Annotated in this window: 28 protein-coding genes and 1 pseudogene; 17 read left to right on the top strand and 12 right to left on the bottom strand. The window is 48.8% G+C overall.

Annotation, left to right across the window (positions count from 1 at the left end; translation table 11 throughout):
* Nucleotides 1-99: 99 nt before the first annotated feature.
* Entirely contained in the window at nucleotides 100-600 is a 501-nt protein-coding gene (locus ACO0LE_RS07540; RefSeq protein ID WP_422959798.1) for a response regulator, read from the top strand.
* A gap of 117 nt (nucleotides 601-717) precedes the next feature.
* On the opposite strand, the gene ACO0LE_RS07535 is transcribed toward ACO0LE_RS07540, so the two are convergent.
* Nucleotides 718-1323: a DUF6624 domain-containing protein gene (locus tag ACO0LE_RS07535; protein ID WP_422959797.1), complete on the bottom strand. Its 606-nt coding sequence runs from the start codon at nucleotides 1321-1323 to the stop codon at nucleotides 718-720.
* Nucleotides 1324-1461: 138 nt separating this feature from the next.
* Between ACO0LE_RS07535 and ACO0LE_RS07530 the strand changes: the two genes are divergently transcribed.
* The 3 genes and pseudogenes from ACO0LE_RS07530 (at nucleotide 1462) to ACO0LE_RS07520 (ending at nucleotide 3868) form a co-directional block, all read left to right on the top strand.
* Entirely contained in the window at nucleotides 1462-2667 is a 1206-nt protein-coding gene (locus ACO0LE_RS07530) for a glycerophosphodiester phosphodiesterase (RefSeq protein ID WP_422959796.1), read from the top strand.
* A 216-nt stretch (nucleotides 2668-2883) separates the two neighbouring features.
* Nucleotides 2884-3236, top strand: a pseudogene (locus ACO0LE_RS07525) (DUF1428 domain-containing protein).
* Between the two features lie 158 nt (nucleotides 3237-3394).
* Complete coding sequence (locus ACO0LE_RS07520; RefSeq protein WP_422959795.1) at nucleotides 3395-3868, top strand: VOC family protein; 474 nt, start codon at nucleotides 3395-3397, stop codon at nucleotides 3866-3868.
* 227 nt (nucleotides 3869-4095) lie between these two features.
* On the opposite strand, the gene ACO0LE_RS07515 is transcribed toward ACO0LE_RS07520, so the two are convergent.
* Entirely contained in the window at nucleotides 4096-5028 is a 933-nt protein-coding gene (locus ACO0LE_RS07515) for a lysostaphin resistance A-like protein (protein WP_422959794.1), read from the bottom strand.
* A gap of 1215 nt (nucleotides 5029-6243) precedes the next feature.
* Here ACO0LE_RS07515 and ACO0LE_RS07510 point away from each other — a divergent pair.
* Entirely contained in the window at nucleotides 6244-6852 is a 609-nt protein-coding gene (locus ACO0LE_RS07510; protein ID WP_422959793.1) for a hypothetical protein, read from the top strand.
* 10 nt (nucleotides 6853-6862) lie between these two features.
* A complete protein-coding gene (locus ACO0LE_RS07505; RefSeq protein WP_422959792.1) occupies nucleotides 6863-7810 on the top strand; it encodes a hypothetical protein in 948 nt (315 codons plus the stop codon).
* 105 nt (nucleotides 7811-7915) lie between these two features.
* On the opposite strand, the gene pepF is transcribed toward ACO0LE_RS07505, so the two are convergent.
* Nucleotides 7916-9784, bottom strand: coding sequence for an oligoendopeptidase F (gene pepF, locus ACO0LE_RS07500; protein WP_422959791.1), 1869 nt, complete (start codon nucleotides 9782-9784; stop codon nucleotides 7916-7918).
* 477 nt (nucleotides 9785-10261) lie between these two features.
* Here pepF and ACO0LE_RS07495 point away from each other — a divergent pair, with 477 nt between their 5' ends.
* The 5 genes from ACO0LE_RS07495 to ACO0LE_RS07475 all read left to right on the top strand — a co-directional run bounded on the left by ACO0LE_RS07495 (nucleotide 10262) and on the right by ACO0LE_RS07475 (nucleotide 12928).
* Nucleotides 10262-10696: a DUF2946 domain-containing protein gene (locus tag ACO0LE_RS07495; RefSeq protein ID WP_422959790.1), complete on the top strand. Its 435-nt coding sequence runs from the start codon at nucleotides 10262-10264 to the stop codon at nucleotides 10694-10696.
* 167 nt (nucleotides 10697-10863) lie between these two features.
* Entirely contained in the window at nucleotides 10864-11478 is a 615-nt protein-coding gene (locus tag ACO0LE_RS07490) for an SCO family protein (protein ID WP_422959789.1), read from the top strand.
* A 14-nt stretch (nucleotides 11479-11492) separates the two neighbouring features.
* Complete coding sequence (locus tag ACO0LE_RS07485) at nucleotides 11493-12035, top strand: copper chaperone PCu(A)C (RefSeq protein ID WP_422959788.1); 543 nt, start codon at nucleotides 11493-11495, stop codon at nucleotides 12033-12035.
* 24 nt (nucleotides 12036-12059) lie between these two features.
* Nucleotides 12060-12341 carry a hypothetical protein gene (locus tag ACO0LE_RS07480; protein ID WP_422959787.1) on the top strand — a complete coding sequence of 94 codons (282 nt, stop codon included), beginning with the start codon at nucleotides 12060-12062 and terminating at the stop codon, nucleotides 12339-12341.
* Nucleotides 12338-12928, top strand: a complete 591-nt coding sequence (locus ACO0LE_RS07475; RefSeq protein WP_422959786.1) for a YcnI family protein — start codon at nucleotides 12338-12340, stop codon at nucleotides 12926-12928. Before ACO0LE_RS07480 ends, ACO0LE_RS07475 begins: the two co-directional genes overlap by 4 nt.
* 319 nt (nucleotides 12929-13247) lie before the next feature.
* Here the strand turns inward: ACO0LE_RS07475 and ACO0LE_RS07470 are convergent, their stop codons facing one another.
* The gene (locus ACO0LE_RS07470) at nucleotides 13248-14102 is read right to left on the bottom strand and encodes an AAA family ATPase (protein ID WP_422956140.1); all 855 of its coding nucleotides are present in this window, start codon (nucleotides 14100-14102) and stop codon (nucleotides 13248-13250) included.
* Nucleotides 14103-14375: 273 nt separating this feature from the next.
* Between ACO0LE_RS07470 and ACO0LE_RS07465 the strand changes: the two genes are divergently transcribed.
* On the top strand, nucleotides 14376-14696 hold the full coding sequence (locus tag ACO0LE_RS07465; protein ID WP_422959785.1) for a c-type cytochrome: 321 nt from the start codon (nucleotides 14376-14378) through the stop codon (nucleotides 14694-14696).
* Nucleotides 14697-14724: 28 nt separating this feature from the next.
* The gene (locus ACO0LE_RS07460; protein ID WP_422959784.1) at nucleotides 14725-15081 is read left to right on the top strand and encodes a c-type cytochrome; all 357 of its coding nucleotides are present in this window, start codon (nucleotides 14725-14727) and stop codon (nucleotides 15079-15081) included.
* A gap of 230 nt (nucleotides 15082-15311) precedes the next feature.
* On the opposite strand, the gene ACO0LE_RS07455 is transcribed toward ACO0LE_RS07460, so the two are convergent.
* On the bottom strand, nucleotides 15312-15740 hold the full coding sequence (locus ACO0LE_RS07455) for a DUF1841 family protein (protein WP_422959783.1): 429 nt from the start codon (nucleotides 15738-15740) through the stop codon (nucleotides 15312-15314).
* Nucleotides 15741-15926: 186 nt separating this feature from the next.
* Here ACO0LE_RS07455 and ACO0LE_RS07450 point away from each other — a divergent pair, with 186 nt between their 5' ends.
* Nucleotides 15927-16490, top strand: a complete 564-nt coding sequence (locus ACO0LE_RS07450) for a malonic semialdehyde reductase (protein WP_422959904.1) — start codon at nucleotides 15927-15929, stop codon at nucleotides 16488-16490.
* 100 nt (nucleotides 16491-16590) lie between these two features.
* On the opposite strand, the gene nth is transcribed toward ACO0LE_RS07450, so the two are convergent.
* Nucleotides 16591-17238, bottom strand: coding sequence for an endonuclease III (gene nth / locus ACO0LE_RS07445; RefSeq protein WP_422959782.1), 648 nt, complete (start codon nucleotides 17236-17238; stop codon nucleotides 16591-16593).
* Nucleotides 17235-17933, bottom strand: coding sequence for an electron transport complex subunit RsxB (gene rsxB / locus ACO0LE_RS07440; RefSeq protein ID WP_422959781.1), 699 nt, complete (start codon nucleotides 17931-17933; stop codon nucleotides 17235-17237). The genes nth and rsxB overlap by 4 nt, the downstream gene beginning before the upstream one ends.
* A 537-nt stretch (nucleotides 17934-18470) precedes the next feature.
* Here rsxB and ACO0LE_RS07435 point away from each other — a divergent pair.
* Complete coding sequence (locus ACO0LE_RS07435; RefSeq protein WP_422959780.1) at nucleotides 18471-19067, top strand: DUF4114 domain-containing protein; 597 nt, start codon at nucleotides 18471-18473, stop codon at nucleotides 19065-19067.
* A gap of 147 nt (nucleotides 19068-19214) precedes the next feature.
* On the opposite strand, the gene ACO0LE_RS07430 is transcribed toward ACO0LE_RS07435, so the two are convergent.
* The 3 genes from ACO0LE_RS07430 to fdxA form a co-directional block, all read right to left on the bottom strand.
* Nucleotides 19215-20450 carry a polyhydroxyalkanoate depolymerase gene (locus ACO0LE_RS07430; RefSeq protein ID WP_422959779.1) on the bottom strand — a complete coding sequence of 412 codons (1236 nt, stop codon included), beginning with the start codon at nucleotides 20448-20450 and terminating at the stop codon, nucleotides 19215-19217.
* A gap of 391 nt (nucleotides 20451-20841) precedes the next feature.
* Nucleotides 20842-21912: an NAD(P)/FAD-dependent oxidoreductase gene (locus tag ACO0LE_RS07425; protein ID WP_422959778.1), complete on the bottom strand. Its 1071-nt coding sequence runs from the start codon at nucleotides 21910-21912 to the stop codon at nucleotides 20842-20844.
* Nucleotides 21913-21996: 84 nt separating this feature from the next.
* Nucleotides 21997-22320, bottom strand: a complete 324-nt coding sequence (gene fdxA, locus ACO0LE_RS07420) for a ferredoxin FdxA (protein WP_422959777.1) — start codon at nucleotides 22318-22320, stop codon at nucleotides 21997-21999.
* Between the two features lie 388 nt (nucleotides 22321-22708).
* Between fdxA and ACO0LE_RS07415 the strand changes: the two genes are divergently transcribed.
* Both ACO0LE_RS07415 and ACO0LE_RS07410 read left to right on the top strand, forming a co-directional pair.
* The gene (locus tag ACO0LE_RS07415) at nucleotides 22709-24142 is read left to right on the top strand and encodes a sodium:proton antiporter (RefSeq protein WP_422959776.1); all 1434 of its coding nucleotides are present in this window, start codon (nucleotides 22709-22711) and stop codon (nucleotides 24140-24142) included.
* Nucleotides 24143-24149: 7 nt separating this feature from the next.
* Complete coding sequence (locus ACO0LE_RS07410; protein WP_422959775.1) at nucleotides 24150-25133, top strand: 2-hydroxyacid dehydrogenase; 984 nt, start codon at nucleotides 24150-24152, stop codon at nucleotides 25131-25133.
* A gap of 101 nt (nucleotides 25134-25234) precedes the next feature.
* Here the strand turns inward: ACO0LE_RS07410 and ACO0LE_RS07405 are convergent, their stop codons facing one another.
* Entirely contained in the window at nucleotides 25235-25489 is a 255-nt protein-coding gene (locus ACO0LE_RS07405) for an acyl-CoA-binding protein (RefSeq protein ID WP_422956130.1), read from the bottom strand.
* Between the two features lie 285 nt (nucleotides 25490-25774).
* Nucleotides 25775-26473 (bottom strand): UPF0149 family protein, encoded by a 699-nt coding sequence (locus ACO0LE_RS07400; RefSeq protein WP_422956129.1) that lies wholly within the window; start codon nucleotides 26471-26473, stop codon nucleotides 25775-25777.
* Nucleotides 26474-26507: the final 34 nt, after the last annotated feature.

The following is a 26507-nucleotide window of genomic DNA, read 5'->3' as shown; positions in this document are numbered from 1 at the left end:
TCACGGTCAAGTCAAAAAATAACATTAGAATAAGATTTCTCCCTTATTTTGCTGAATTGTCACCTCTATGCTGACGTCTCTTTTTAAAATGCACGCCGTATGAGCACCACTCTCTCGCCTTTGGTCAACTTGAGCGCGCAGGTGTATCACGTCTTGAGCGATTATTTTTTGCCGCTGGGTATTGCTATCGCATTAGTGCTATTCGTCGTGCTGATCGTGTTTGGCCGTGGCAAAAACTACGAGCCCGCTTTGGCGATTTCTTTACCAGAACCAGAGACGCCGCCTCAGGACACCCGTACCCGCATCCTGATTGTCGATGACTCCGCAGTCGCCCGCGCCAAACTAGGCAAACTATTTGATAACGCTGGCTACAAAGTCGAACTTGCGGTCGATGGTGTCGAGGCGATGCATAAAATGGCGCAAGATTTTTTCGCGGTGCTGATCACGGATTTAGAAATGCCTAACATGAACGGTCTGGAGCTCATCGCCGCCGTGTTGGGTGGTATCGACACTGAGGACATGCCCATCATTGCGATCACAGGCCACGACGAGTTGCAGGCGAGGGTGCATGAGTACCCAGGGCCTGTATGGCATCTTTAAAAAACCCTGGAACGACAGGGAATTATTAAAGCGTGTTGAGGCGCTGGCGACTTTGCGTAAGCAACAGCATCTCGCCGCTAACTAATCGCACGTGGTTATTACTTCCTGAAAAGTCAATTACTCGGGGCGCTCGCATACTTCTTTTTGGTAAGAATCTAAGTCTTGCTGGAAACCCTTTTCTTCTCGGTATACATTAACTTTTTCTTTATCTAGTAATAAATATACGCTGCAGGAGTTTTTGTTACGTATGATTTGCGTGCCATATTTTTGCGGTTCACCGTCTAATAATTTCAATCTGTCGTACATCATCGCAAAATATTTTCCTGACTGCTCCCCTGAATTAAAACTGCGCTCCAAGTTCACTAAAGCTAGTTCCATTAATGGACGGTTATTGATGGCATGCTGAGCAATGAAAAAAGCAGCTTTGCTTGCGTCTGCTCCGACTTTATTTGCTGAAGGCCAGCCAATCATTTGAATAATCTCATTCAGTCGTTCAGCATTGTAATGATCTGTAGAGAGCATTTTTTCTATCGTACTTGGATTGTCAGTGATGAGATTTTTGCGAACAGCTTGATCTTGTTGGAACATTGAGATCAGCTCTGTCGCTATTTCAGCTTTTTGTTCTGTTGCGTATGCGTGCTCTATTTCAGTTAAATTCAGACAAAGAATAAAAAGTAGAAGTAGTGCACTGGCTGAATATTTTCGCGTTAAAAAGTGAATCATTTTTATCTTGTTAAAATTATGTGTGGTTCATTTTATACCGACAGTTTATTCGCGAACATAAGATGATGTGTATTTTTTGTCATCACCCCGTCATACACAACTTATATCTTCGCAGTTCCATTCAACTGAGAGATTCCCATGTTGCCTTCACGTTCCTTGTCGTCTTATTTGCCTTTGTCCTTAGCCTGTTCTGCCGCGGTCTTGCTCGCTGCATGTGGCGGCTCTAGTCCTGCGCCTTTGCTCACACTTAACGGTGACAAACCGATTGTGGTGGCGCATCGCGGTGCTTCGGGTTATCTGCCCGAAGAGACTTACGAAGCCTATGTCAAAGCGATTGAGCTCGGCGCTGATGCGATTGAGCCGGATCTGGTATCGACCAAAGACGGCGTGCTGATCGCCCGCCATGATCCTAATCTGGCGTACAGCACTGACGTCGACAAACATCCGGAATTCGCCGCACGTAAAAAAACCATGAGTGTCGATGGTGAAGTGCAGACAGGCTGGTTCGCCAGTGATTTTACGTTTGCAGAGATCAAGACCTTGGGCGGCATCTCTACTGATGCAGAGCGTCCGCAGCAATTCAATGGCCTGTACAAAATTGTCAGCTTTCAGGAGATTATTGATCTGGTCAAAGCCAAGAGCAAAGACACAGGTCGCACGATTGCCGTCTATCCAGAAACCAAGAACCCCAGCTATCACCGCGCTCTGGGTTTGCCACTGGAAGACAAACTCATCGACCTGATCAACAAGGCTGGCTGGAACGATAAAACTGCACCGATCTATGTACAGTCTTTTGAGCCTGGCAGCCTGAAAGAGATGCGTAAAAAAGGCTTGAACACCAAGCTGATTCAACTGATCGATGCCGATGATGTCGATCTCAAGACCGGCGCGCTGACCTATGCGGCACCATATGATCGTCCGTATGACTGGGCTTTGTCCGGCGATAAAAGAATGTTCAGCGATATGGTGACGCCAGCCGGTCTGGCCGAGATTAAAACCTATGCAGATGGCATCGGTCCGTGGAAGCGATACATCGTCAGCGTCAAGGGCACGGTAGGCGCCGATGGCAAAATTGTTGACGTCAATGGCGACGGCAAAATCAATGACGCCGACACCACAACTCTCGCACCAAGCACACTGGTCAGCGACGCGCACAAAGCAGGTCTGCTGCTGCATCCTTACACCTTCCGCAACGAAAAGCGTCGTCTCGCCGCGAACTACAACGGCGATCCTAAGGCCGAATACATGCAGTTTTTCCGCCTCGGCGTGGATGGGATGTTTTCAGATTTCGCCGACACGGCACTGGCTGCTCGCGCAGATTATCTGAAAGAGACCGGCCGTTAATCCTGGCTATCTGATGCATAACAGGACCGTCGTGCAAGTGCATAGCGGTCCTGTTTTGCCTCTGCTCCTCAGTTGGCGACGCTCTGATTAAGGCGTAGTATTCCATTTCCTATGCCGCGATAGACAGGGCTCAATAGACAGGGCTCAACGGTGCCAAACGGTGTCAGTCAGATTTTGCAGCATAGCAAAATACGAATAACGACTCAGGAGATAAAGATGCATTATGTAGATGGATTTGTCGCCGCGGTACCTACGGCCAATCGCGACGCATATAAAAAATATTCCGAAGGATTTGCCGCAATTTTTAAAGAAGCAGGCGTCCTCCATTACGTTGAAACCTGGGGCGTCGACGTACCGGACGGCAAGCTGACCTCGTTCCCGATGGCAGTCCAATGCAAGCCCGATGAAACGGTCGTGTTCTCATGGATGACATGGCCATCCAAAGAAGTCCGTGACGCCGCTGGGACCAACTCATGAAAGACCCGCGCTTCGATCCTGCGGTCACTCCCATGCCCTTTGATGGCAAGCGCATGATCTTTGGCGGATTTGAAGTTCTGGTTAATCTATAAGTCGCAGTAAGCTTCAAGACGCTGCATATACATATACATATGCGTCGCTTCAGGCACAGTGATTGACTCCATGTGTTTCAGCGGCAGCATGACTAGCTGGTAATCCAACCGGCAATCCAATTAGTCAGCCAAGACCTTATAAAAATTGAGGACCATCCATGAAAAAAATCACACCCTGCCTTTGGTTCAACTTTAATGCTGAGGAAGCCGTCAGCCATTACCTCAGTATTTTTAGTAACGCAAAAATTCACGAAGTATCTCGCTATGGCGACGCCATGCCTGCGCTTGCCGGCAAAGTGCTGACCATGCGTTTTGAGCTGGAGGGACAGGAATTTATTGCCCTCAATGCCGGGCCGCAATTTCCGTTCACTGAGGCGATTTCACTCAGCGTGGATTGTCAGGATCAGGAAGAAGTCGACACGATGTGGAGCAAGCTCAGCGAAGGCGGCAGCCCGGGTGCCTGCGACTGGCTCAAGGACAGATTCGGCCTCTCATGGCAGATCGTTCCGCGCCCGCTGATCGCCATGCTGAATGACCCCGACGCCGCCAAATCATCCCGTGTGATGCAGGCGATGATGGCAATGAGCAAGATCGATATTGCCGCGTTAGAGCAAGCGTATCGCGGCGAATAAACATAGAGGCTCAGACATAGCGAAGTAGTGTAGTGAGGTAGTAGCGCAGTAAATAAAGTCGTAAAGTACAAACTCAATACGCAATCCCCATGCGGATCTCAGACCAATTCTGGCTCGCAGGCCGCATGGGGATTGCGGGTAGTCTTGTAGAGTGTAGGGAAAATTCTACAAATAAGAGAAGTCTCTCTCTTTTTCAAGGTTGAGAAACTCTAAATATCTTAAATTTTTTAGCTGTCAACGCGCTGCCAGAATGGACGAACAATCCGGCCATTGCGTTTTGCCATTGCCAGCAATGCCAGCGTTACGAGCACCACCACAGCCAGCGCAATCGCTGATCCCTCGATACCAAATGCACCGCCGGTCAGCCAGTCAGGTCCATTCATTTTGCCGATATACAAGCCATTGCGTGCCGGATGTCCCGATACCGAGACCGAGAAAATACCATCCTGAAAAAAATTCCATGCCGCATGCATCGCAACGCATAACCACAGTCTGCCCGTCACCATGAACGCCGCCGCCAGCAACAATCCGGCTGCTGTGATGCTGGCAAAGCCAAGGGCAGTAATATTGTCATTCACCAGATGCATCGCACCGAACACCACCGCTGATGTCAGCAATGCCAGCCAGCTCCCCAGCGACTGCTGCACTATGCGGAAAAACACCCCGCGCAACAGTATCTCCTCGACCATGCCGATGGTCAGGTGCATCAGCAACGGGATCATGATCACATTCAAGGGTGATTTGGCCGTGATTTGAAACCCACCCAGCAAGGCAATCACGCCCACTGTCGCACAGACCATCGCCCCGCCAAGCACAAAGCCTGCGCTGAATTCACTCAAGATTCCCTTCAACGACAATTCAGTCGCCGGGCGTTTCTCAACTTTGCGCACATACCAGAGATAACATCCATACCCGACGAAGGCACCGCATAACTGACCGATTTTGGTGTACAACTTTTCATCAAAAATTTTTGACGAAGCCGCCTGAATTAACAAGAATGGCACCAGAAAGCACAACACAGCCAGCACAATACGTGTAAGCGGAAAATCGAGAATACGCCGCCCTAGTGAGATCACTGGTGTGCTTGCCGAAGGTACTGTCAAGATGTCTGCAATCGTGCTTGCAACTGGCGCAGATATCGAGGTGTCATTGGTAGTCATGATGTGATTTGTCTGGTATCAGCAAGACTTGGATCAAGTCTGAATGAGGCCCGAGAGAATAAGAGTTGTCGATGAAGAGGACAGTATCGTCACCCCGCATCGCAAACAAGCGCATTGCGACAAACTGCAGAATTCAGGGAACAGTTTGCAGAGGTTATCAGGCAGTCTGGTTGCCTGCCTTGATGATAGAGCGTGCACGGATAGGATCTATTTTTATTGATGCGCTCTATTTATTCGGATCGATAAATTAGCGGAGAGTAGGGTGCACCATGCGCACCAGTGATGCAGAAGGATAGTCGTTACGGTCAACGCAAACGCGAAGCGGTGCGCATGGCGCGTCCTAAGGGCTAGCTGCATGTTCACAGTGTCCATCGAAGCCAAACGAAGCGACCTTTAGTAAATTAGCTTCGATGAGCTTACTTCTTCTCCACCGGATTGATCGATACCGCAGGCTTGTTCACAGGTGTCGCTGTATGTGGCGACCAGACGACGCTGAGGATATTCCGTTGGCTGTTTACGTTTTTTTAAAATGAAAAATTAATTTACCGTATCGAAACTCAGGAAAAATTGATTTTATTATTTTTAACGCCAATTTATCGTTCCCTGTGGTAAATAAATGACATTATGATTAGCTTTATTGATAATAAAAAATAATTGTGATTTAATTAATATCTGGTTTTCACTTACTTGTATTTTAATTGGAGTCAAATTGGAGTCAATATGAGTCAATTTTCTTGTACTGCTTGTGGGAACTCAAAAAAGTTCTTCCCAGCTTATTCAATAAAATATTTCTTTGGTAGGGTCGAGTGTCCTTGTTGTGGCGCGTCTCTAAAATCTACTTACACGCCCAAAACCGTACTTGTAATAGTACCAGCTCTAATAATGATGTACGCGAATTCAACGATTGATTACTTGCCCGACTTGATTCTTTTAGTCGAGACAGTAGGAGTTATATTTATTGGATTGCGCATCAGTGATAACTTGACAACCTACGTAGACGCCAAAGAAGTGAAACATATAAAGGACGAAAAAAATGAAGGTAGTTAGCCTTTAATTGTTACATTATTTTGTGCTATTGCAAGCATTGCTCAAGCACAGGTTTCGAATAACACGACTCCCTCCGCGATTCTAAGATCCAACGGTGTTCAGTTAAAAAGTGTTGAGACCGACAAGATTGGTAACGTAAAAAAAAGATACTCATCCAAAGTTGGCGACATGTACTTTATTTATGACAAAAATGGTCGATTACAAGAGGTATTCGTTGCAGGGCAAAAAACAAAAATTGCCTATGATTCCTCGCAGCCAAATAAAGCTATAGGATTTGTAAATGAGGACGGACAAGTACAGTTAGTCTCTGAAGCTGTAGTCATCGATCCAATTGCAAAAGCCAGAACCATTCAGTCGCTGAAAAATTTTAGTAAAAATGTTAATACAGTAAGTCGCTCGTCGCTGTTAGCTGGTGGGGGGGAGGTTTCGCCTATGGACGACGGAGGAGAACTGACTGATGATTGGAACAATAATATGTATCGTCAGCCTGCGTATTGGCAGGAGGTGCTTTTGGAAGTAAATGGTTACATGATGAATGATTTTTATTCGTCAATAAATCCTGTCGCAAGAAATTGCTCAGTCGAACGTACTCGCTGCCGCGATATTTGCGGTGATATCGCATCAAAAGACGCAGGATATTGTGCTCTAGTGGGCGGCGCTGTTGCACTTGTATCAGGGCCTGTGGGTGTTTTTGTTGCCGCTGCCTGTGGTGCTGCCGTCGGCAAGAACGGATACGATTGTAAGCAATCATGCGAAAGTAGCTTCCAATGTTTTTGAAGTGAATTTGATGTCATATTTATGCAAATTATCCAAACGCTCTTTTTCTAGAGCGTTTGTTTTATGTGTGTTAATCTTCTTTGCCGTATTTATTGAATCCGAAAAAATAGCTGATAATAGAATCAAGATCACAAGTGTCGGAAAATCTACGACGCTTTTGTCATCAGTGAATATTATTTCGAAAGTTGCCAAACCATCTACGACACTTGTTTTCTCGAGCTATGGTGCGACGAGAGAATTCATTGCTGAAGCAAAAAAAAATCCTCAAATTGGAGGATACTGGGTTGCTGAGTACGCCATTGAACTTTGCGCTCAATTTAAGTTCATGCTGACTAATTATCCGCTGCCAAAGCTTTCAGAAATTCAAACATCTAGCAATCCATCAAATTCATTAAGGCGAACCGTTGCATATCACGTCGTGTTAAATCAATGTGAAGGCGTCTCAAATAGTCAAACTGAAATTGAAGCATTGCGAAAAGAGGGACGACAACTTGGAGACCCGAGAATACAAGCTTGGGACTTGAGAAATAAAGCAATGAGATCTGGAAATCATACTGAAGCATTCGAAATACTTACCAAGCATCTTGATCCATTGATGCTAGCTGTCGAAAGTACTTCATTGCTTTACGGCAAATCTGAAGATGCTGTAAACGAATTTGTATTTTTTGACGGAAGGTGGTTATTTGGCAAGGAAGCTAAGAACTTGAGATTAGCTTCTTATCTTTTATCTTGTGACTTTGGCTTTCCATGTGGGACAACACGATTTGAGGTAGCTTTGGCATGTGCTGTGCAGGATAGATGTTTCGATAGTTTTGAGGATCTCATATTTTCAAAAAAAAATCTGGATGATGAAATTAATCCTACGCAGATCAATATTTTTAAATTGCAGTTGAAATCTAAACTGTTGTCTGGAGATGTAGAGGCATTTATTCCTCGGCAGAAAAAAGGTAACGGTTAAAAAAAATCTTACTGATTCGGAGGTCTATTAGTGCACCAACATGGTGTTGTCCTTCGAAATTGAATTCGCACCTTCAATAAAAACACGAACAACACCAAATAAAACCTACTTCCTCTTCGCAACAATCCCCTCAATCTGATCCATGATGCTATTCATGCGCGCCACAATGGCTTTGTACGGTGTTGGCGTGGCGAGGTCGACGCCTGCTGCTTTGACTAGCTCATACGGATATTGCGATCCGCCTGCCTTGAGGATGTTGAGGTAGTTGTCGCGTGCGCCGAGTTTGCCCTTGAGGATGTCGTCGGCGAACATGGTGCCGGCGGCGATTGAGGTGGCGTATTGGAAGACATAGAAGCGGTTATAAAAATGCGGGATGGCGGCCCATTCGATTGCGTACTGGTCGTCGATCTTCAGGATGTTTTGTGCGTTGCCGTGGTAGGTCTTGAGGATGTCGCCGTAGATTTTGGTCAGGGCTTCGCCGGTCAGGGATTCGCCTTTGTCGACCTTGGCGTGTACGGTGCGTTCGAAGTCGGCGAACATGGCTTGGCGGAAGAAGGTGCCACGGATGCCTTCGAGTTCTGAGCCTAGATAGGCGAGGCGTTCTTCATCGGTTTTGGCGATCTTGAGCATGTGATCTTGCAGCAGCACCTGATTGGTGGTGGAGGCGATTTCTGCGGTGAAGATCGGGTAGTCGGAGGTGATGAAGGGCTGCGATTTATTCGCGAGATACGAGTGCATGCCGTGACCCCATTCGTGTGCGAGGGTGGAGACGGATTCGTAATCATCGTTGTGATTGAGCAGGATGTACGGGTGCACGTCGTAGGAGGTGCCTTGCATGTAGGCGCCGGAACGTTTTTTCGGACGCGGGTAGACGTCCATCCAGCGTTCAGTCACGGCTTTGCCCAGCGCTTTGACATAGTCGTCCCCGAGTGGTTTGACTGCGGCGAGCATCAGGTTAACACCTTGCGCAATCGGGAAATTCAGCGCGGCCTTGTCCTGAGCAGTGATCATCGGCGGGTAGATGTCGTAGTAGTGCAGGTCGGGGATGCCCATGAGTTTGCTGCGCAATTTGAAGTAGCGATGCAAGGTCGGCAGGTTGGCGCGGGTTTGTTCGATCAGGGTGTCGTAGACGGCGCGTGGCAGTTTGTTGCCGTCGAGTGCCTGGGTCAGCGAGTCGGGGTAGTTGCGGACTTTGGCATAGACCGAATCTTTTTTCAGCATCTCGTAGAAGGTGACGCCGTAGGTCTGTTCATACGATTTCCATGTGGACCAATATTGATCGAACACTTGCTTGCGCATACTGCGGTCGCCGCTGGTGCGGTACTTGGTGTAGGCGGACTGGTCGAGCGTGACTTCTTTACCTTCGACGCTAATCTTTGGCCACTGCGTATCGGAATTAGACAGGGTGGAATGCACGGCTTGCGCAGCATTGGCTGTCAGACCAAAGGCGGCGACGATGTCTTCTCCTTTGTTGTCGAGCGTGTGGCTGGCGGTGCGCAGGATGTCGTCCATCGGATGCGCATAGATTTTGAGCGAGGCGTCTTGCTTCAGGAATCCTTGGATCTTCGGTGCGCCGATGCGCAGGATCTCCGGACGCAGAAACGAGCTGGCTTCTTCGACCTTGCTCATCAGGATTTCGGCACGCTGGTTGATGTCGAGACCCGCGCTGTCGCCAGTGTTCTGATCATGCAGGAAGGACGCATAGTTGGCGAGTCGCGCCAGACGTTTTTGCAAATCCTGATTCAGGTCCATACAGGCTTTAAAGCGTTTGACCGAGCTGCCGATCTGACCTTTGCAGGTATTGAATTCTTTTAATTGCGCATCGAGCCTGGCGGCATCTTTGTCCCAATCGGCGCTGGTGGCGTAGAGGTCTTTTAGATTCCAGCGGTCGGCGTCGGTCTCTGCGTGGGCAAAGGCGGGCAGGGTGAAGGCAATCGCGAGGGAGAGGATGCTGCGCTGGAGAGATTTTTTCATGGCTGGTTGTCGGTTTGTCTGGTTGTTGTAAGTCGGGATGTCTCTGTCTGAGTAAGGAATGCGCCTGGCAGCGTTGTTCGCGAGTTGGTGATGCGTAATGGCAATACGCACTGGCAATACGGGACATAAGCGGCGTCGCACAAGCTTTGCCGCATTATTTTGTCTGAAAACCTGCCGAAAAAGATGTTTTTTTTGAAAATATTTTTTCAAGGGAATTAGACGGGCGCTTATCTTGGCGTGGGTGGGTTTGGATGAATTTTATTTGGGATGATGTTGGTGCGATTTTGGTGCGACTTTTGTCGGATGTGGTGCGGACGCCTCTCTTCCATGAGCTGGGGAGGGGATGTTGTCCGGGGAGTCAGGGATTTTACATTTGCTCCAGCATGTGAGCCTGCTATTTGCGGGTGCCATTTTCTACAGCTTCTTCCGACGATGTATCCGCTATCAGGACATGAGTCGATTGGTTATAATCTGCGCATGCGACTTTCTTTCCGACTTCGAACCTTCACTATCTGGCTTGCGTGCTGCGCATTGCTGTTGAATGTGCTCGTGCCGTCGATGGCGATGCCGGTGCGCAGCCAGAGCGGCGCGTTGATCGAAATTTGTAGTGCGGTCGGGAATAAGTGGGTTGACCGTGTTACTGGTCAAGTCGTGAAAGTCACGTCAGCCCCGGCAGGCAAGAGTACCGGCGCTGCATCTGGACTCACACCGGACTCCGGTTCGCAGCATGCATCGTCGCATTGCGCTCTGTGTCTGTTGCATAGCGATGATCAGTTGTTTTTACCATCTGTCACTGCTGCTTCGGTAGTGCCGCGTTTGACGCAGACTTTTCCTGCGCTATTTTATCAATCCCCTCAACCACTGTTTTCCTGGGCGAGCGCCAATCCGCGTGCGCCGCCTGTCTTGTCCTGAATCTCTGACGCTGCATGCCTAGCTGAGTTCGCTTTGCATGATGTTTTGCTGTATTCATTCAGGAAATTTATGTCTGACTATTTAAAAATCTCCGCCGCATGGCAGTGCGCTGCGGCGGATCGCTGTTTGTCTGCCACATTGCTCTTCAGATTGTGCGAGGTGGCGCTATGACCTCACGTCGTGCCTTACTCCAATTCGGTACAGTCACTGCCGTGATGGCGACTATCGGTGGCGGCATCGTCGCTGGTTGCTCGCGTTCTGCGCCTGTGTTTACCGGACTCGATATTACGGGGGCGGACTTCGGCAAGGTGCTTCATTTGCGTAGTCCTGATGGCGTTGTTCGCACGTTGGATAGCTTTAAAGGACGCTATGTGATGTTGTTCTTTGGCTTCACTCAATGTCCCGATGTTTGCCCGACAGCCTTGGCGCGGGCGGTTGATGTGCGCAAATTGCTTGGTGCTGATGGCGACAACATTCAGGTCGTGTTTGTGACGATTGATCCTGAGCGCGACACGCCTGAATTGCTGCGGCAATACACGGCGGCGTTTGACCCCGGGTTTTTGGGATTGAGCGGTTCTTTGTCTGAAACGGAAGAGGCGGCGAAGGAGTTCAGAATTTTTTATAAAAAAATTCCTAGCGGCAGTTCTTACACCATGGATCACACCGCGATCACCTATGTATTTGACACCGAAGGGCGCATCCGTCTCGCACTCAAACATGAACAAACTGCCAGTCAGTGTGCGCAGGATATGCGCAGCCTGATGGCGTCTCACACTATTTAATGAAGGATCACATTATGAAAATGAGCATGAACACAATCATCAATATAACCACCAATACAGCCACCAATACAGTCACCAACACATTTACTTTTTCCCAAAGCCGTCTCTTTAGTTTGGTTGGCGCAAGCGTACTCAGCGTTGCTGCGATATCAGCGCAGGCGCAAGTCACCGTCAAAGATGCTTGGGTACGCTCTACCGTCAGCCAGCAAAAGGTGACTGGCGCTTTTATGCAAATGACTTCGGCGCAAGATGTGCGTTTGATCGAGGTGCGCTCATCTGCCGCTGCGACGGTGGAATTGCATAAGATGGAGATGGTCGACAACGTGATGAAAATGCGGGCTGTTCCTGCACTGGATTTGCCAGCCGGGAAAGCTGTTGAGCTGAATCCGGGTGGATATCACGTGATGCTGATTGATCTGAAATCGCAGGTCAAAGAGGGGGATCTGATTCCTCTGACTCTGGTAGTCGAGGGTAAGGATAAAAAGCGCACGACGATCGAGATCAAGGCCACTGCAAAACCGCTGAATCAGGCGGCGAGCAGCGCGACGCATCATTAGCCTTTTTATCGACAGGAGTAGATCATGCAAGCGATTACCACCACCTCTCAACATGCTGAGACATCGGCACGTGCGACTGCCTCGTTGACATTGAGTACCTTACGTTGTTTTAACGTGGCGGCGATTTGTGCTCTGGGTATCTGGCATGCTTATGCGTTTTATCTGAGCCAGTCCTTGCGCCATAGTCCGCCGTCACCGGTGATTGAATTTCAGTTAATGAACCAAGCGAATCACGCTGCGACAGGGAACAAACCAAACCTACCCATGAAACCGGCTACAACCTCACTAAAAAGAGAATTCATATGAAGCAAATGACACAGATAACAAATGTTGAACATACTAAAAACACTAAGCACATTAAGTACGTCCCGCTGATGCTGGTAGCGTTGGCGGCTTTGGCAGGCACGGCGTCGCCACTGGCGAACGCTCATGTCACGATGGAGCAAATGACCGCATCTACAGGTGCTTATCAAAAGCTGACATTTAAGATTGGTCATGGCTGTGAGGGCAGTGGCACGCATACCGTGAAAGTTACATTGCCCGATGGTGTGATGGGCGCCAAACCCATGCCCAAAGCGGGCTGGAAGCTGACGACCCAAGTTGAGGACCTGGCGACACCATATCAGTCTCACGGTAAAACGATCAGCAAAGATGTGCGTGAGGTGAGCTGGTCTGAGGGACTATTGCCGGACGCGCATTATGATGAGTTTTCAGTACAGGTGAAATTGCCGGATACGCCGGGTAAGTTGTATTTTAAGGTCACGCAGTTGTGTGAGCAGGGACGCTGGGATTGGGTAGAAATCCCGAAGGAAGGTCAAAGCAAAAAAGACTTAAAAGCACCGGCGCCGATGCTGGATGTTCAGGGGAAGCAAGAGGTAGGACATCAGCATTGAGCGCTACCTAAACAGGACTGACGCAAAACCAAACTCTCTCACCACGGCAACACCGAGGCACCGAGTCACAGAGAAAAGGCAGGAGTAAGCGGTGTCATGAGATATCGATTAATGGGTTTTTAGAAGTTCCACAAACGAATCCGCAGGCTGGATGAGCCTGTTGGCACGAAAAACCTTTGGAAGCCGCATCCAGCCTGCGTGTTGCTTTGTAACTGCTAAGCAGCTTGTTGTTTTGCGTAAGTCCTGATGAAGAAAAAAATTATCAAATAAAAAATGCCGCTGAATTAGCGGCATTTTTTATATGTTGAGATACCAGCGATCAGCGATTGGTGCGGGACATAAATACCAGACGTTCAAACAGATGCACGTCCTGCTCATTCTTCAGCAAGGCGCCATGCAGCGGTGGCACGGCAAGTTTGTTGTCTTTGCTACGCAGAGCTTCGAGTGGAATATCTTCGGCGAGCAAGAGCTTGAGCCAGTCGATGAGTTCGGATGTCGATGGTTTTTTCTTGAGACCATTGACTTCGCGGACTTCGTAAAAGGTTTGCAGGGCAGCGGCGAGCAGGTCGCTTTTGAGTTTAGGGAAATGCACGTCAACGATTTTTTGCATCGTCTCTTTTTCCGGGAACTTGATGTAATGGAAAAAGCAGCGGCGCAGGAAGGCGTCTGGCAATTCTTTTTCATTGTTCGAGGTGATGATCACTAGCGGACGATGTACGGCACGCACCATTTCGCGGGTTTCATAGACGTAGAATTCCATGCGATCAAGTTCGCGCAGCAAATCGTTAGGAAATTCAATATCGGCTTTGTCGATTTCATCAATCAGCAGCACGACCGGCTCATTGGCTGTGAAGGCTTGCCACAACACGCCTTTGACGATGTAGTTGTGAATGTCCTTGACGCGCTCGTCACCGAGCTGCGAGTCGCGCAGGCGTGATACGGCGTCGTATTCGTACAAGCCTTGCTGGGCTTTGGTTGTGGATTTGATGTGCCATTGCAGCAATGGCATATTCAGCGCGGCGGCGACTTCTTCGGCCAGCATAGTTTTGCCGGTGCCGGGTTCGCCTTTGATCAGCAGCGGGCGTTGCAGTTTAAGGGCGGCGTTGACTGCCAGTTTCAAATCATCGGTCGCGACATAGTTTTGTGCGCCGTCAAAGCGGGTTGCTTGTGTCATGGTGTGATTGGGGGTCAGATGTGAATGTATATTGAGCAGATGAAATAGCGGATTGCACTGGGATTGAGTATAAGCCAGAACGGGAGGTCTTGTGAACGGCTGTGCTATTTTGACGGTGTTGCTCTGTGTTTGACGCGGGGTTGTTGTGCTAAAGCATAAAAAAAGACGGACTTTCGGTCATGCAGGACAGCTATTTTAGGTAAATTTGATTGTAATCAGCTAAAATACTGTGTTGGATCAAACCGCCCTTTCGATAATTCTATCCTCGCTATTATGAAAAAATTGTTCGCACTTCTCGCCCTGGTGAGCGTTACCCAGGTTGCCGCTGCGGCAGATGTGGTTGGCAATGCCAAGGCTGCTGAAAACAAAGTTGCCATGTGTATTGGTTGCCACGCCATCGCTGGTTACAAAGCAACTTATCCTGAGGTATTTCAAGTGCCGATGATTGGTGGTCAATCTGCCAAGTACATCGAAAGCGCGTTGAAAGCCTACCAAAAGGGCGATCGCAAACACCCGACGATGCGTGGCATTGCTGGTAGCTTGTCTGATCAGGATATCGCTGATCTGGCTGCTTACTATGCTCAGCAGAAATAAGCCTACAAAAATAAGAACAGGAGCAATCATGAAAAAGAACACATTACTGGCCTTATTGTTGACGACTTTGTCGGCAGTGTCCTTGACCGCTGTCGCTGGCGGAAACATCGAAGCAGGTAAAGCCGCCGCAGAAAAAGCCGCTTGTTTCTCTTGCCACGGTAAAGACTACAATTCCCCTATTGATCCTAGCTACCCAAAACTGGCTGGTCAACACAAGGACTACATCGCTCACGCGCTGAAAGCTTATCAACACGGTGCTGATGCGCCAAACGGTCGTGGTAACGCGATCATGGGCGCACAGGCAAAAGCCTTGTCAAACGCCGATATCGAAAATATCGCAGCGTACCTGAATAGTTTGCCAGGCAGCATCGTCATGCGTAAGTAATTGCAATTATCTCGTCTGTTCGTTTAGTGTGATTGAACAGATTGCAGATTGAGTTGTCAGTATTAAAAAAGCCACGAGAAGTCGTGGCTTTTTTATTGCTTACGACGCTCAATAAAATAAAAAATGCCGCTTAATTAACGGCATTTTTTTGAGGATTTTTACAGGGCTTTGGCGCGCTGGTCGGGCGAGTTTTAGCGGTGTATGTGGGAACTGCTTTTTTGTGAACCGTATCAGCGTGCCCGCAGGTTGAGAGCGTCAATATAGGCTGCGCCATCTGGCGGCAGGCCAGTACGTTGCGAGGTCCAGATCATTTCACCGAGACATTCCATGATCTGGTGATGGGCTTCGTGTTCTGAGTTGGTTTTTTGTGTCAAGCGCTGAAACGCGAAACGTATGCCGGCAGGTTGGTCCACCGAGATCTGTTCGCTAATCGTCAGATGCATGGACAGATGCAGGAAAGGATTAGTTTGCCCTTGATCAACGCTGTAATCGGCGGCTAGTGCGGCATCAAGGTCGCCCAGAATCGAATGGTATTCGGGATGTTGATTCAACCAGTCGGCAGCGATGCTTTCTAATGGTGTCAGGATTTCTCTGGCAGTCGATTTGCGGTAGGTTTCGCAGAAGAAGCGGCGTACATCGTGTTGGCTAGGTGTGAACATGGTAAAACTCAAAATCCGGGATGCGCGTATTGTACTCGGCTCTGCAAATAGCCGCCCATTCGTGTCCCGATAGTCCACCTTGAGTTACTCTCACCGGTAGGCGAGTTTGTGAACGCATTGACAGTTTCAGGTATGATCCGCAGCTTAACCCCACCTGGAGATTTCATCATGCTGACTCAATAACATCTGGATACTTTGTTCACCACTGCACGTACGCATAATGCTTGGCAGGATAAGCCTGTCAGCGATGCGCAATTACAGCAGATGTATGATTTGATGAAGTGGGGTTCTACCTCGGCGAACTGCTCTCCGGCCCGCGTGATTTTTGTGAAAGGTGCCGCAGAAAAAGCTAAATTGCTCGACTGCATGGCACCGGGTAATGTGGAAAAAACCAAGACAGCTCCAGTGACGGCGATCATTGGTATGGACATGGAATTTTACGAGCAGTTACCAAAAATTTTTCCGCATGCAGATGCACGTTCCTGGTTTGTCGGTAACCAGCCTTTGATCGATGCGACGGCTTTCCGTAATTCGTCGTTGCAAGGCGCATATCTGATGCTGGCTGCGCGTGCGATTGGGCTTGATTGCGGCCCTATGTCTGGCTTTGATCCGGAAAAACTGAATGGGACATTCTTTACCGGTACATCAGTGAAGGTGAATTTCATTTGCAATATCGGTTATGGGGATGCAGACAAAGTATTTCCGCGCTCGCCACGCTTGAGTTTTGATGAGGCATGTAAGATCGTCTGACGGATCGCTGTGCCCGCATTAGCCGGGCACATTCTGCTGTTGTAAATGGGATATGGTGTTGTGTGGTGTTACGCCAAATTAAATTAAATACAATTTAGTTTTAAGCGCCCTTTGGTAAGGGCGTTTTTTGTTTGTATTCGCAGAGATCGGCGATCATGCAGTTCCAGCATTTGGGGGTGCGCGCAAGGCAGGTATAGCGACCATGCAGAATCAGCCAGTGATGGGCATCAAGTTTAAATTCATCAGGCACAAACTTGAGCAGCTTCTCTTCGACGATATCGACGTTTTTACCGGGTGCAATTCCTGTGCGGTTAGAGACGCGGAAGATGTGTGTATCTACCGCAATCGTTGGCTCGCCAAAGGCGGTGTTCAGGACGACATTCGCGGTTTTTCTGCCGACACCGGGCAGTGCTTCTAATGCCTCGCGGTCCTTCGGTACTTCACTGCCGTGCTGATCAATCAGGATCTTGCAGGTAGCAATCACATTTTTTGCTTTGGTGCGAAATAATCCTATCGTTTGAATATACGGAATCAGCCCGTCTACATCGAGTGCCAGGATTTTTTCCGGTGTATTGGCAACCGGATAGAGTTTGCGTGTTGCTTTGTTGACGGAGACGTCGGTGGCTTGTGCGGACAACAATACGGCAATCAATAATTCGAACGGACTTGTGTATTCCAGCTCGGTAGTCGGATGCGGATTTTGCGCTTGCAAGCGACTAAAAATTTCATGGCGTTTTAGTTTGTTCATGGCTTGTTCTTATCCGTGTCGGCATCAAGTTTTTTTAGACGGGCGCGCTCGATGGCAGCGGCGATGATCGCTTTTTTGCGATCGCGCTCTGCAATTTCTGCGGCGCTTAATGCGGCGGTTAACTCAGGCTCGTCGTCTAAGGCAGCCAGTTTTGCTACCGCTTTGGCGGCGAGCCTGTCATCATTTTCTTGAGCTTCTCTTTTTAATCGCAATTCACGTGTGTGAAATTGCTGACGAGCCTGATCCGCCTGATCTGGAGTCCACGCATTCCAGCCCGTTTTACCCGGTGTGACATCGACCATGCTAATGCAGTCGACCGGGCAGGGGGCGACGCAGAGGTCGCAGCCAGTGCAGAGTGACGGCAATACGGTGTGCATTTGCTTTGCCGCGCCAAGTATTGCGTCAACGGGACATGCTTGAATACACAGCGTGCACCCTATGCAGTACGCTTCATCGATTACCGCGACGGGTCGGACGCGTTCCAGGCCGTGACTGATATCGAGAGGAATACTGGGTTTGCCCAAGAGCAGCGCGAGGCGATTGACGCCCTCTTGCCCACCAGGGGGGCATTGGTTGTAATTCGCGTTACCCTCAGCAATTGCCTCGGCATAGGGACGGCAGGCAGGATAGCCGCATTTGGTGCACTGCGTTTGCGGTAGCAAATTTTCTAATTGGTCTGCGAGGGTGGGTAACACGTGCTTTTTCTATGGAATAGCGAAGATGCCTATTATCCTTGAAACAGCAACTTGTCGGGCAGTATTGCTGTTGCTGTGAGGACAGTCGAGCGGCACTTACTCTGTTGGGTCTTAAGTTGAGCCGGAGGATGAGCGGCTGTCGGATTTATTTACAGTCAGTCAGACTACTCTCTTTAAAGCAATATTTTTATGTCTTGGCTGGCGCTGCTCGATCGTTGCTGTACAGAAAAAGATACGTGTTTTTTAATCAAACACAATTTAAAAAATATGAATAAATGCTGTCTTGGTAATCGCCAATAAATGATGCTCATCGTGTGCTAAGGCATGCCAGTGTTGAGTTTTAAGCGATTGTCAGTATTTTGGCGATGTCATTGATGGCGTGTTTGAAACTAGGCTATCGGATTAGATGGAGAACGGTCGTTTTCAGTGAGGAGTGGTAATAATGATTTCGGAGGGAATATGGAATGGAATTTGCAATACGTGAATGCATGTAGTGCTGTTCACTCAATTTTTCGCCAATTCCTTAAAGGAAATCACATGAATCTCAAGTCTTTGTTTGCTGCCTTAGTCATCAGTCTAGGTGTTGCTTCTAGCGCATCTGCCGTACCAACGGCATATGGTGCCAGCGGTACGCCAAATCCAACACTCTATAGTTTCGTTGCTACTACGACTGGCGATGTCTTAGCTTATTTTGCTGATTCGACCGCAGGTTACACGAATACCTTGAGCTTACTGGTGAATGGTGTTGATACAGGTATTAGCGGTTTGAATAATCACACGTCGGTATATGGGCAAATGCTGAACTTCGGCACGGTGAATGCAGGCGATAGTCTGGTGTTCCGTCTGAATGTCTTGAATAACGGCGATACCTGGTTCTCACAAAAATCACTGAACTCTGATGGCGTCAATCATATTTACTCGAGTTCTTACGCTGGAGATATCGCGATACCGGCAGGTGTTTATGTGGCTTTTGAGGATTTGAGAAACGGTGGCGATTACAACTACCATGACGAAAACTTCGTGTTCACCAATGTCAGTAATGCGCAGGCAATTCCTTTGCCTGCAACACCATTGTTATTCGGCCTGGGTCTGGGCGTGCTGGCATTGGTTGGCAAACGTCGCAAAAAAGGTTGATCCACTCAGAGGGCGTGCTGGCAAATAACAGTATTTGATCCACTAAATAAAAAAACCGCTTAGGCTTAAGCGGTTTTTTTGTGAGTGCTTGCGGTGAATCAGAGCATCGCAAGCTAATTTCCGAGCATCATTGGCTGAAGTGGAAGATTAACGGTGTTCCTGAATGAACGCGCCGATTTTCGGTGCAATAATTTCGCGCCAGCGGCGACCGGAGAAAATCCCATAGTGACCACAACCAGGTGCGACGAAATCCTGTTTCATCTTGGCCGGTATGCCGCTGCACAGATCATGTGCGGCCTGCGTTTGTCCAGCACCTGAGATGTCATCGAGTTCGCCTTCGACAGTGAATAGGGCAACGGTTTTAATGTCTTGTGGGCGCACTAATTTGCCTTCGACTTCCCATGTGCCTTTAGGCAGATTAAATTCCTGAAAGACGGTTTTAATCGTTTCCAGATAGTAGTCTGCTGGCATATCGAGAACTGCATTGTATTCATCGTAGAATTTACGATGCTGCTCCGCTGATTCGTCATCACCTTGTACCAGATGCTGGTAAAAATCCCAGTGACTTTGCGCATGGCGATCAGGGTTCATGGCGACGAAGCCGGTGTGTTGCAAGAAGCCTGGATATACTTTGCGGCCATAGCCTGGGTAATTGGCTGGCACGCTGTAGATGACGGTATTTTCAAACCATGAAAATTTCTTTTCGGTGGCAAGATTATTGACTTGTGTCGGTGATTTACGTGGATCAATCGGACCACCCATCATGGTCATCGTTTTTGGCAATTTCGGGTCTTTGGCGGTTGCCATCAAAGAGATCGCGGCAAGTACCGGTACCGTTGGCTGGCATACAGAAATGACGTGTACATCTGGGCCGAGCAAGCGAATAAAATCTTGAACATAGTAGATGTAATCATGCAAATGAAAGGTGCCCTCGCTAAGCGGCACCATCCGCGCGTCTGTCCAGTCGGTAATATACACATCATGTTGCGGCAACAGTCCGCGTACGGTGTCGCGCAGCAATGTTGAATGATGGCCAGACAGCGGCGCAACCAGCAAGACAGTTGGTTGCTTGAGTTTGCTCAGCTCTTTTTCAGGCAAATTCTTTTTGAAATGCAGCAGTTTGCAAAATGGCTTGATCACAGCAGTACTTTGCACAACTTCTACCGTTTGTTTGTCGACGGTGGTTGTGGTGATGCCGAATTCTGGTTTTTCGTAATCTTTACCGAGGCGGAACAGCAACTCATAACCCGCAGCGATACGCTGTGCATAAGGAGAGTGCGCCAGAGGAGAAACAGGATTGGTAAATAGCTTCGATGATGCTTCTGCCCATTGAGTCATCGGGTTCAGAAAAGCGCGGTTCAGTTCATGAAGTTGATAGAGCATAATCGTGTCTTTCGGATAGGTGTATCAATTCAAGATTAGAAAAAGTAGTCTAGCTTGTTGCAATGCATCATAAACCAGATTTAAAACTTTGTCGCAGCTGTAGCCAAATCGCTGTTGCCACGATGTAAATTACTGTTAAATCTTTAATCTTAAAACAAGGAAATATTTTTCCCTGCTAGCTAGTCTTGTTGTGCGACAGCATCTCAGAATTTCTCCAAATGAGTGATGAGAAATATTCAGACATGTTCAGACGTCTTCAATTTTGTTCAGGTGGATATTTAGGTAGATAGTCAGATATCAATTCAATCCACCGTGCAGAGCTTGGTTTAGACACTTTCCGGACATAAAAAAACCGCAGCACAGGCTGCGGTTTTTGATGAAGATGTCAGACTTAGTCGAAGACCGGTGTTTCTACACCCAAGATCTTGTGCAGTTTTGGTGACGTCGTCGTGTATTGCATGTGGATTTTCTTTTCAGGGAAAATATACGGTGCCGCACCGAACGCCGCCAGCGCTGCCTCATGGAATCCTGACAGAATCAGTTTCTTTTTACCTGGATAAGTATTGATGTCACCGACTGCGAAAATACCAGGCACGTTGGTTTCAAACTTCTCAGTATTGACGACTTTCAATTGCTTACGCTCGATGTCGAGGCCCCATTCAGCGATAGGGCCGAGTTTTGGCGACAAACCGAAGAACACCAGCAAATTGTCCAAAGGCATGCGACGCGTCACACCATCAGCGCCGGTGACTTTGATCTCGGACAGCAGATCGTCTTTGGTTTCAATACCGGTGACCTGACCAATCGTCAATTGCATCTCAAAGTTCTCGCACAGCTCTTTCATCTTCGCAACTGAAGCTGGTGCCGCACGGAAATCGTCGCGCCGATGCAGCAGCACGACGGACTCAGCCTTGCCGACCAGATTTAATGCCCAGTCAAGCGCAGAGTCACCACCGCCGCAGATAACCAGATTTTTGCCGTGGAACTGACTAGGATCTTTGACGCGATAGAAGACTTGTTTATTGTCAAAGGCTTCAATGCCTTCTACTTTCAATGTGCGTGGCTGGAAGGAGCCAACGCCAGCAGCGATAAAAATCGTTTTGGTAATGAAGCGGGTACCTGTCGACGTTTCCAGATCAAAGCGGCCATCTTCACGACGTGCAACCAGCGTCACTTCCTGACCCAGATGGAAGGTCGGTTCAAACGGCTCGATCTGTTTCAGTAGATTGTCGGTCAACTCTTGTCCCGTGCAGACGGGCACAGCTGGGATGTCGTAGATCGGTTTATCCGGATACAGCTCAACGCACTGACCACCAACGACGGCGAGTGAATCGATGACGTGTGCTTTGATTTCCAGCAGACCTAGTTCAAAGACCTGAAACAGCCCGACCGGACCAGCGCCAATGATTACGGCATCTGCCTCGATCACTGCATTGACTGGATTTGTTTTATTGTTTTCCATACGACTTGGTATTTCCTGATTTTCTTGCGAGCGAGAATAAGTGAGTCGATAAGCGCATTGCAGCGCACTTACCGCGATAACCGATTAACGTTCCAGATACTGCAATTTATCTTTAACATCTTTCCAGTCATCGGCATCTGCCAATGGGCTGATTGTTTTGGTAATAGATGGCCAGCTACGGATCAGATCAGCATTGATCTTGATGAACTGTTGTTGATCCGCTGGTACATCTTCCTCGGCATAGATTGCATTGACCGGACATTCAGCGACGCAAACAGCGCAGTCGATGCATTCGTCTGGATCAATTACCAGGAAATTGGGACCTGCGCGGAAGCAGTCCACCGGGCATACATCCACGCAATCGGTATAGCGGCAACGGATGCAGGATTCGGTCACAACGTGGGTCATAACAGTCCTTCTTTAAGTATTCGGGGGTATTAAGGCACAACCATCAAGTGCTATGGCTGCAAAGCCTTGTATTTTAAGGCAATTTCAACTAACTCACAAATTAGGCTTAGATAAATTACGAATAAGCAAATACGTTGCCCGCATTGCTTGTCCTGCCAGAGTCAACTGATAAGATGCTAGCAAATCGTCGAACCGAGTGTTTGATATGCATCTAGTTGTGTCTATCTGGATTTAAAAGCCGGACTGTCGGATGAAATTTGTTGATTGCTGCGAAATTGTTGTAATTGGCAAAATTTTATCTCTTATTTCCGGCTACCATGCGTATCCCGTAAATCTCGTTTCTGTTAGCTACTCTCTGCGGTTCATCATGACAATAAAAAATATCTTAATGAGACAAACACACGTTATCCGCCCGGCAGGATTTGTTTATTTATTTGCTTTGTTTTTTCTGTTGCTCCCCGCGCTGAGCTTTGCGGGTGATTTGCAGGGTTCTTCTTTGTCGGCATTGTGGAGCGTCCCTTTTGCTGGTGTGCTGATCTCGATTGCCTTCGCTCCTATGCTGATTCCGGCGATCTGGCATGCGCATTTCGGCAAAATTGTTGCTGGTTGGTCGCTGGCCTTTCTGCTGCCTTGTGCCTATGTGTTTGGTGCGGATGTGGCCTCGGGCAGTGTTGTACATACGCTGTTTGCTGAATACCTGCCGTTCATGATTTTATTGAGTAGTTTGTTTGTGATTGCTGGCGGTATTTGTCTGAACGGTAATCTGCATGGCACCCCGGAATTGAATGCAGGCCTGCTGATCCTCGGCACCTTGCTGGCGAGCGTCATGGGCACGACTGGTGCTGCGATGTTGCTGGTGCGTCCGCTGATCAGGGCCAACGATAATCGCCGGCATGTGAAGCATGTCATGGTGTTTTTTATTTTTCTGGTGGCGAATGCCGGTGGTGCTCTGACGCCGCTGGGGGATCCGCCTTTGTTCCTCGGTTTTTTGCAAGGAGTGGATTTTTTGTGGACGCTGAAACATCTGGCACAGCCTACCTTGTTTTTGTGCCTGAGTTTGCTGGTGATCTTCTACCTGGTTGATCGCCACTACTATCATAATCGCGAGGAAGAACGCCCGTTACAGCTCGATCCGACGCCGGATTCGCCTTTGTCGATTGATGGCAAATTCAATTTTTTATTACTGTTTGGCGTGGTCGCTTTCGTCCTGATCAGCGGCTTGTGGAAATCCGGAGTCAATATCTTGGTTCTCGGTGTTTCCATTGCGCTGGAAAACATAGTGCGGGATGCAGGATTATTGTTGTTGCTCGTCGCGTCGCTGAAACTGACCCCCGCCAGTGCACGTCTGGGAAATGAATTTTCCTGGGCGCCGATGGCAGAGGTTGCAAAAATATTTGCCGCTATTTTTATCACCATCGTGCCAGTAATTACCATGCTTAAAGCAGGCGAAGCAGGCGCTTTTTCAGCGGTGATTCATGCCGTGTCCGATGCGCAGGGAAAGCCAGTCAATGCGATGTATTTTTGGGCCAGCGGCTTGCTGTCATCGTTCCTGGATAATGCGCCAACCTATTTGGTGTTCTTTAATACGGCAGGAGGGGATCCGGTGGCGTTGATGGGGCCGCTCGCCGGTACGCTCGCAGCGATCTCTTGCGGCTCGGTGTTTATGGGTGCAAATAGTTATATTGGCAATGCCCCTAACATGATGGTGAAGGCGATTGCCGAGCAACGCGGGATTGTGATGCCTAGTTTTTTTGCGTATATGGCCTGGTCTTGTGGCATCTTGCTGCCTTTGTTCGCTTTGATGACTTTCCTCTTTTTTTAGGACGACAATGAAACCCGCTATCTTAGTAACGCGCGCTGTTTTTCCAGAGATTTTGCAATTGCTATCGCAACATTTTCAGGTGGAGTCGAATCAGGAGGATGTGATTTTTTCACCGCCGGAACTGGTGACGAAATTACAGGGCAAACAGGGCGTGTTCACAACTGCGAGCGCTCGTTTTAATGCCGAGCTGTTGCAGCAATTACCTGATCTGAAAATGATCGCCCAAATGGCGGTTGGTTACGACAATATTGATGTTGCAGCTTGCTCGGCTCATCGGGTGATGGCGAGCAATACGCCGGATGTCTTGAATGAGACGACCGCCGACTTCGGCTGGGCATTATTGATGGCGACTGCGCGCCGTATCACCGAGGCTGAACATTGGCTGCGCGCAGGGCAGTGGAAGAAATGGTCGTATAACGGCTTTCTCGGTGCTGATCTGCATGGCTCGACCTTGGGCGTGATCGGGATGGGACGTATCGGTCAGGCGATTGCGCGGCGCTCGATGGGCTTTGATATGAAGGTCGTCTATCACAATCGCTCGCGCTTAGATCCTGAGCAGGAGGCACGTGCGAATAAGGCTAGGTATGTCAGTAAAGACGAGTTGCTGCGTACGGCAGATCACGTTGTGCTGGTCTTGCCTTATTCAGCAGCATCGCACCATACGATAGGTGCCGATGAGCTTGCGATGATGAAGCCGACGGCGACTCTGGTCAATCTGGCGCGTGGCGGAATTGTGGATGATGTGGCCTTGATCGCGGCATTGCGGGCGAAGACGATTGCAGCAGCAGGTCTGGATGTGTTCGAGAATGAACCGAAATTTCATCCGGATTTTTTAAGTCTGGAGAATGTCGTGCTGACACCGCATATTGCCAGCGCATCTGAGGCGACCAGGCGGGCGATGGCAGGATGTGCTGCGGCGAATCTGATCGCTGCCTTGGGCGGCGAGCGTCCGCCTAATCTGCTGAATCCGGAACTCTGGCCGAAGTCATAATTCCAAACAGGTACAGGGTAGGAGTATAGTCATTTTCATGCCATATTGCGCAATATTAACGGCGTGTATAAAAAATACTCCTCTATATTCCTGTTTTTTGCTTAGTCTTTCAAACCATTAATCAGGTCGACATAATCTTGCATCGCCGCTTCTTTTGTGGTTCCTGTCAGCGCAGCCCATGCATCGAATTTGGCGCGGCCAACGAAGTCGGTAATGCCTGGACGGTCACCCGTTGCATCACCGGCACTGCCTTGTTTAAATAGGGCATAGATTTTTAGCAGCGTCATATTGTCAGGGCGCTCTGGCAGGTTTTTTGAATCAGTTAAGGCTTGAGTGAATTGGTCTTGCAGGCTCATACGCTACTCCTGTGGGATGAATCGGAAACAGCAAAATAGCATACTCGGCCTACCCGCCAAAGCAGATCCCTAGAGGGAATCTTCGGACGTCAACCGTGGGTGTTTTGGGAAGTCTGAAGTGACAATTTGCTTGGCTGATGTTTTGATCTGGCCGCTGAGTGCTTAAGCGTGAATCTGAACGTGGGTGTGTGATTATGCGTTCGAGTATTTGCTCTCTGCGAAAGCCGCCCTAAGGCCGCTTTCGCTCAATTACTGACAGTTCAAGTCGATTCAAGTCAGCTCAAACTAATGAATAGTCGGTTCAGCACCGCAGCAGGCTTTGTATTTTTTGCCGCTGCCGCATGGGCAGGGATCGTTACGACCGACTTTCGGGCCATCGCGTTTGATGGTGGCAACGCCGGATTTGCGTAATGGCGCCCAGAATCGTCGGATTTCTGGGATCGCTGCTTCAAGTTCGATCGCAAGCTGATGACATTTTTGTGGCGTGTCGACCAGCGTCACTTCCTCTTCTTCGATTTCTTCCGCGCCTAACAGGTAAATCGGGCGCAATAGCGGTGCAATCGCTGACTCGTAGATTGGTTCCCACTGTTCGTCACGCAGCTGCATGCCTTCCCAGAAGCCCCATGCCCATGTTTCGCCATCGATGAGTTCTTTGCCATCTTGCTCCATCACGCAGAACAGAGGCTCAAATTCTTGCGGCGCGACTTCAAATGTGATCTGGATTTCATTCATAAAACGGGCGATCAGCGTGGTGATGCGCTCCATTTCTTTGGGCGTCTTGAATTTTGGTTCAGCCTGATCTGGCAAGCCCCAGACCAGCGGCAGCCATTCGGTCATCGGAATCATCTCTGGCCCGATCGCAATCGCCGTCAGGTAGCCGTGCAGCGCGTCCATGGTCATACCGTCATCGCCGACGCGGTCAGACATCAAAAATTTGTCCAGTTCGTTAAATTCTTTATCGCTGAGAGGTTCGTCGAGATGCATGGCTAGAGTCGTGAATGTGGAAATACCGGAAGTG

Source organism: Undibacterium sp. Xuan67W (assembly GCF_049340165.1).
Classification (GTDB): domain Bacteria; phylum Pseudomonadota; class Gammaproteobacteria; order Burkholderiales; family Burkholderiaceae_D; genus Undibacterium.
The sequence above is the reverse complement of the archived record's forward strand: the minus strand, read 5'-3'. Positions and strand labels throughout refer to the sequence as shown.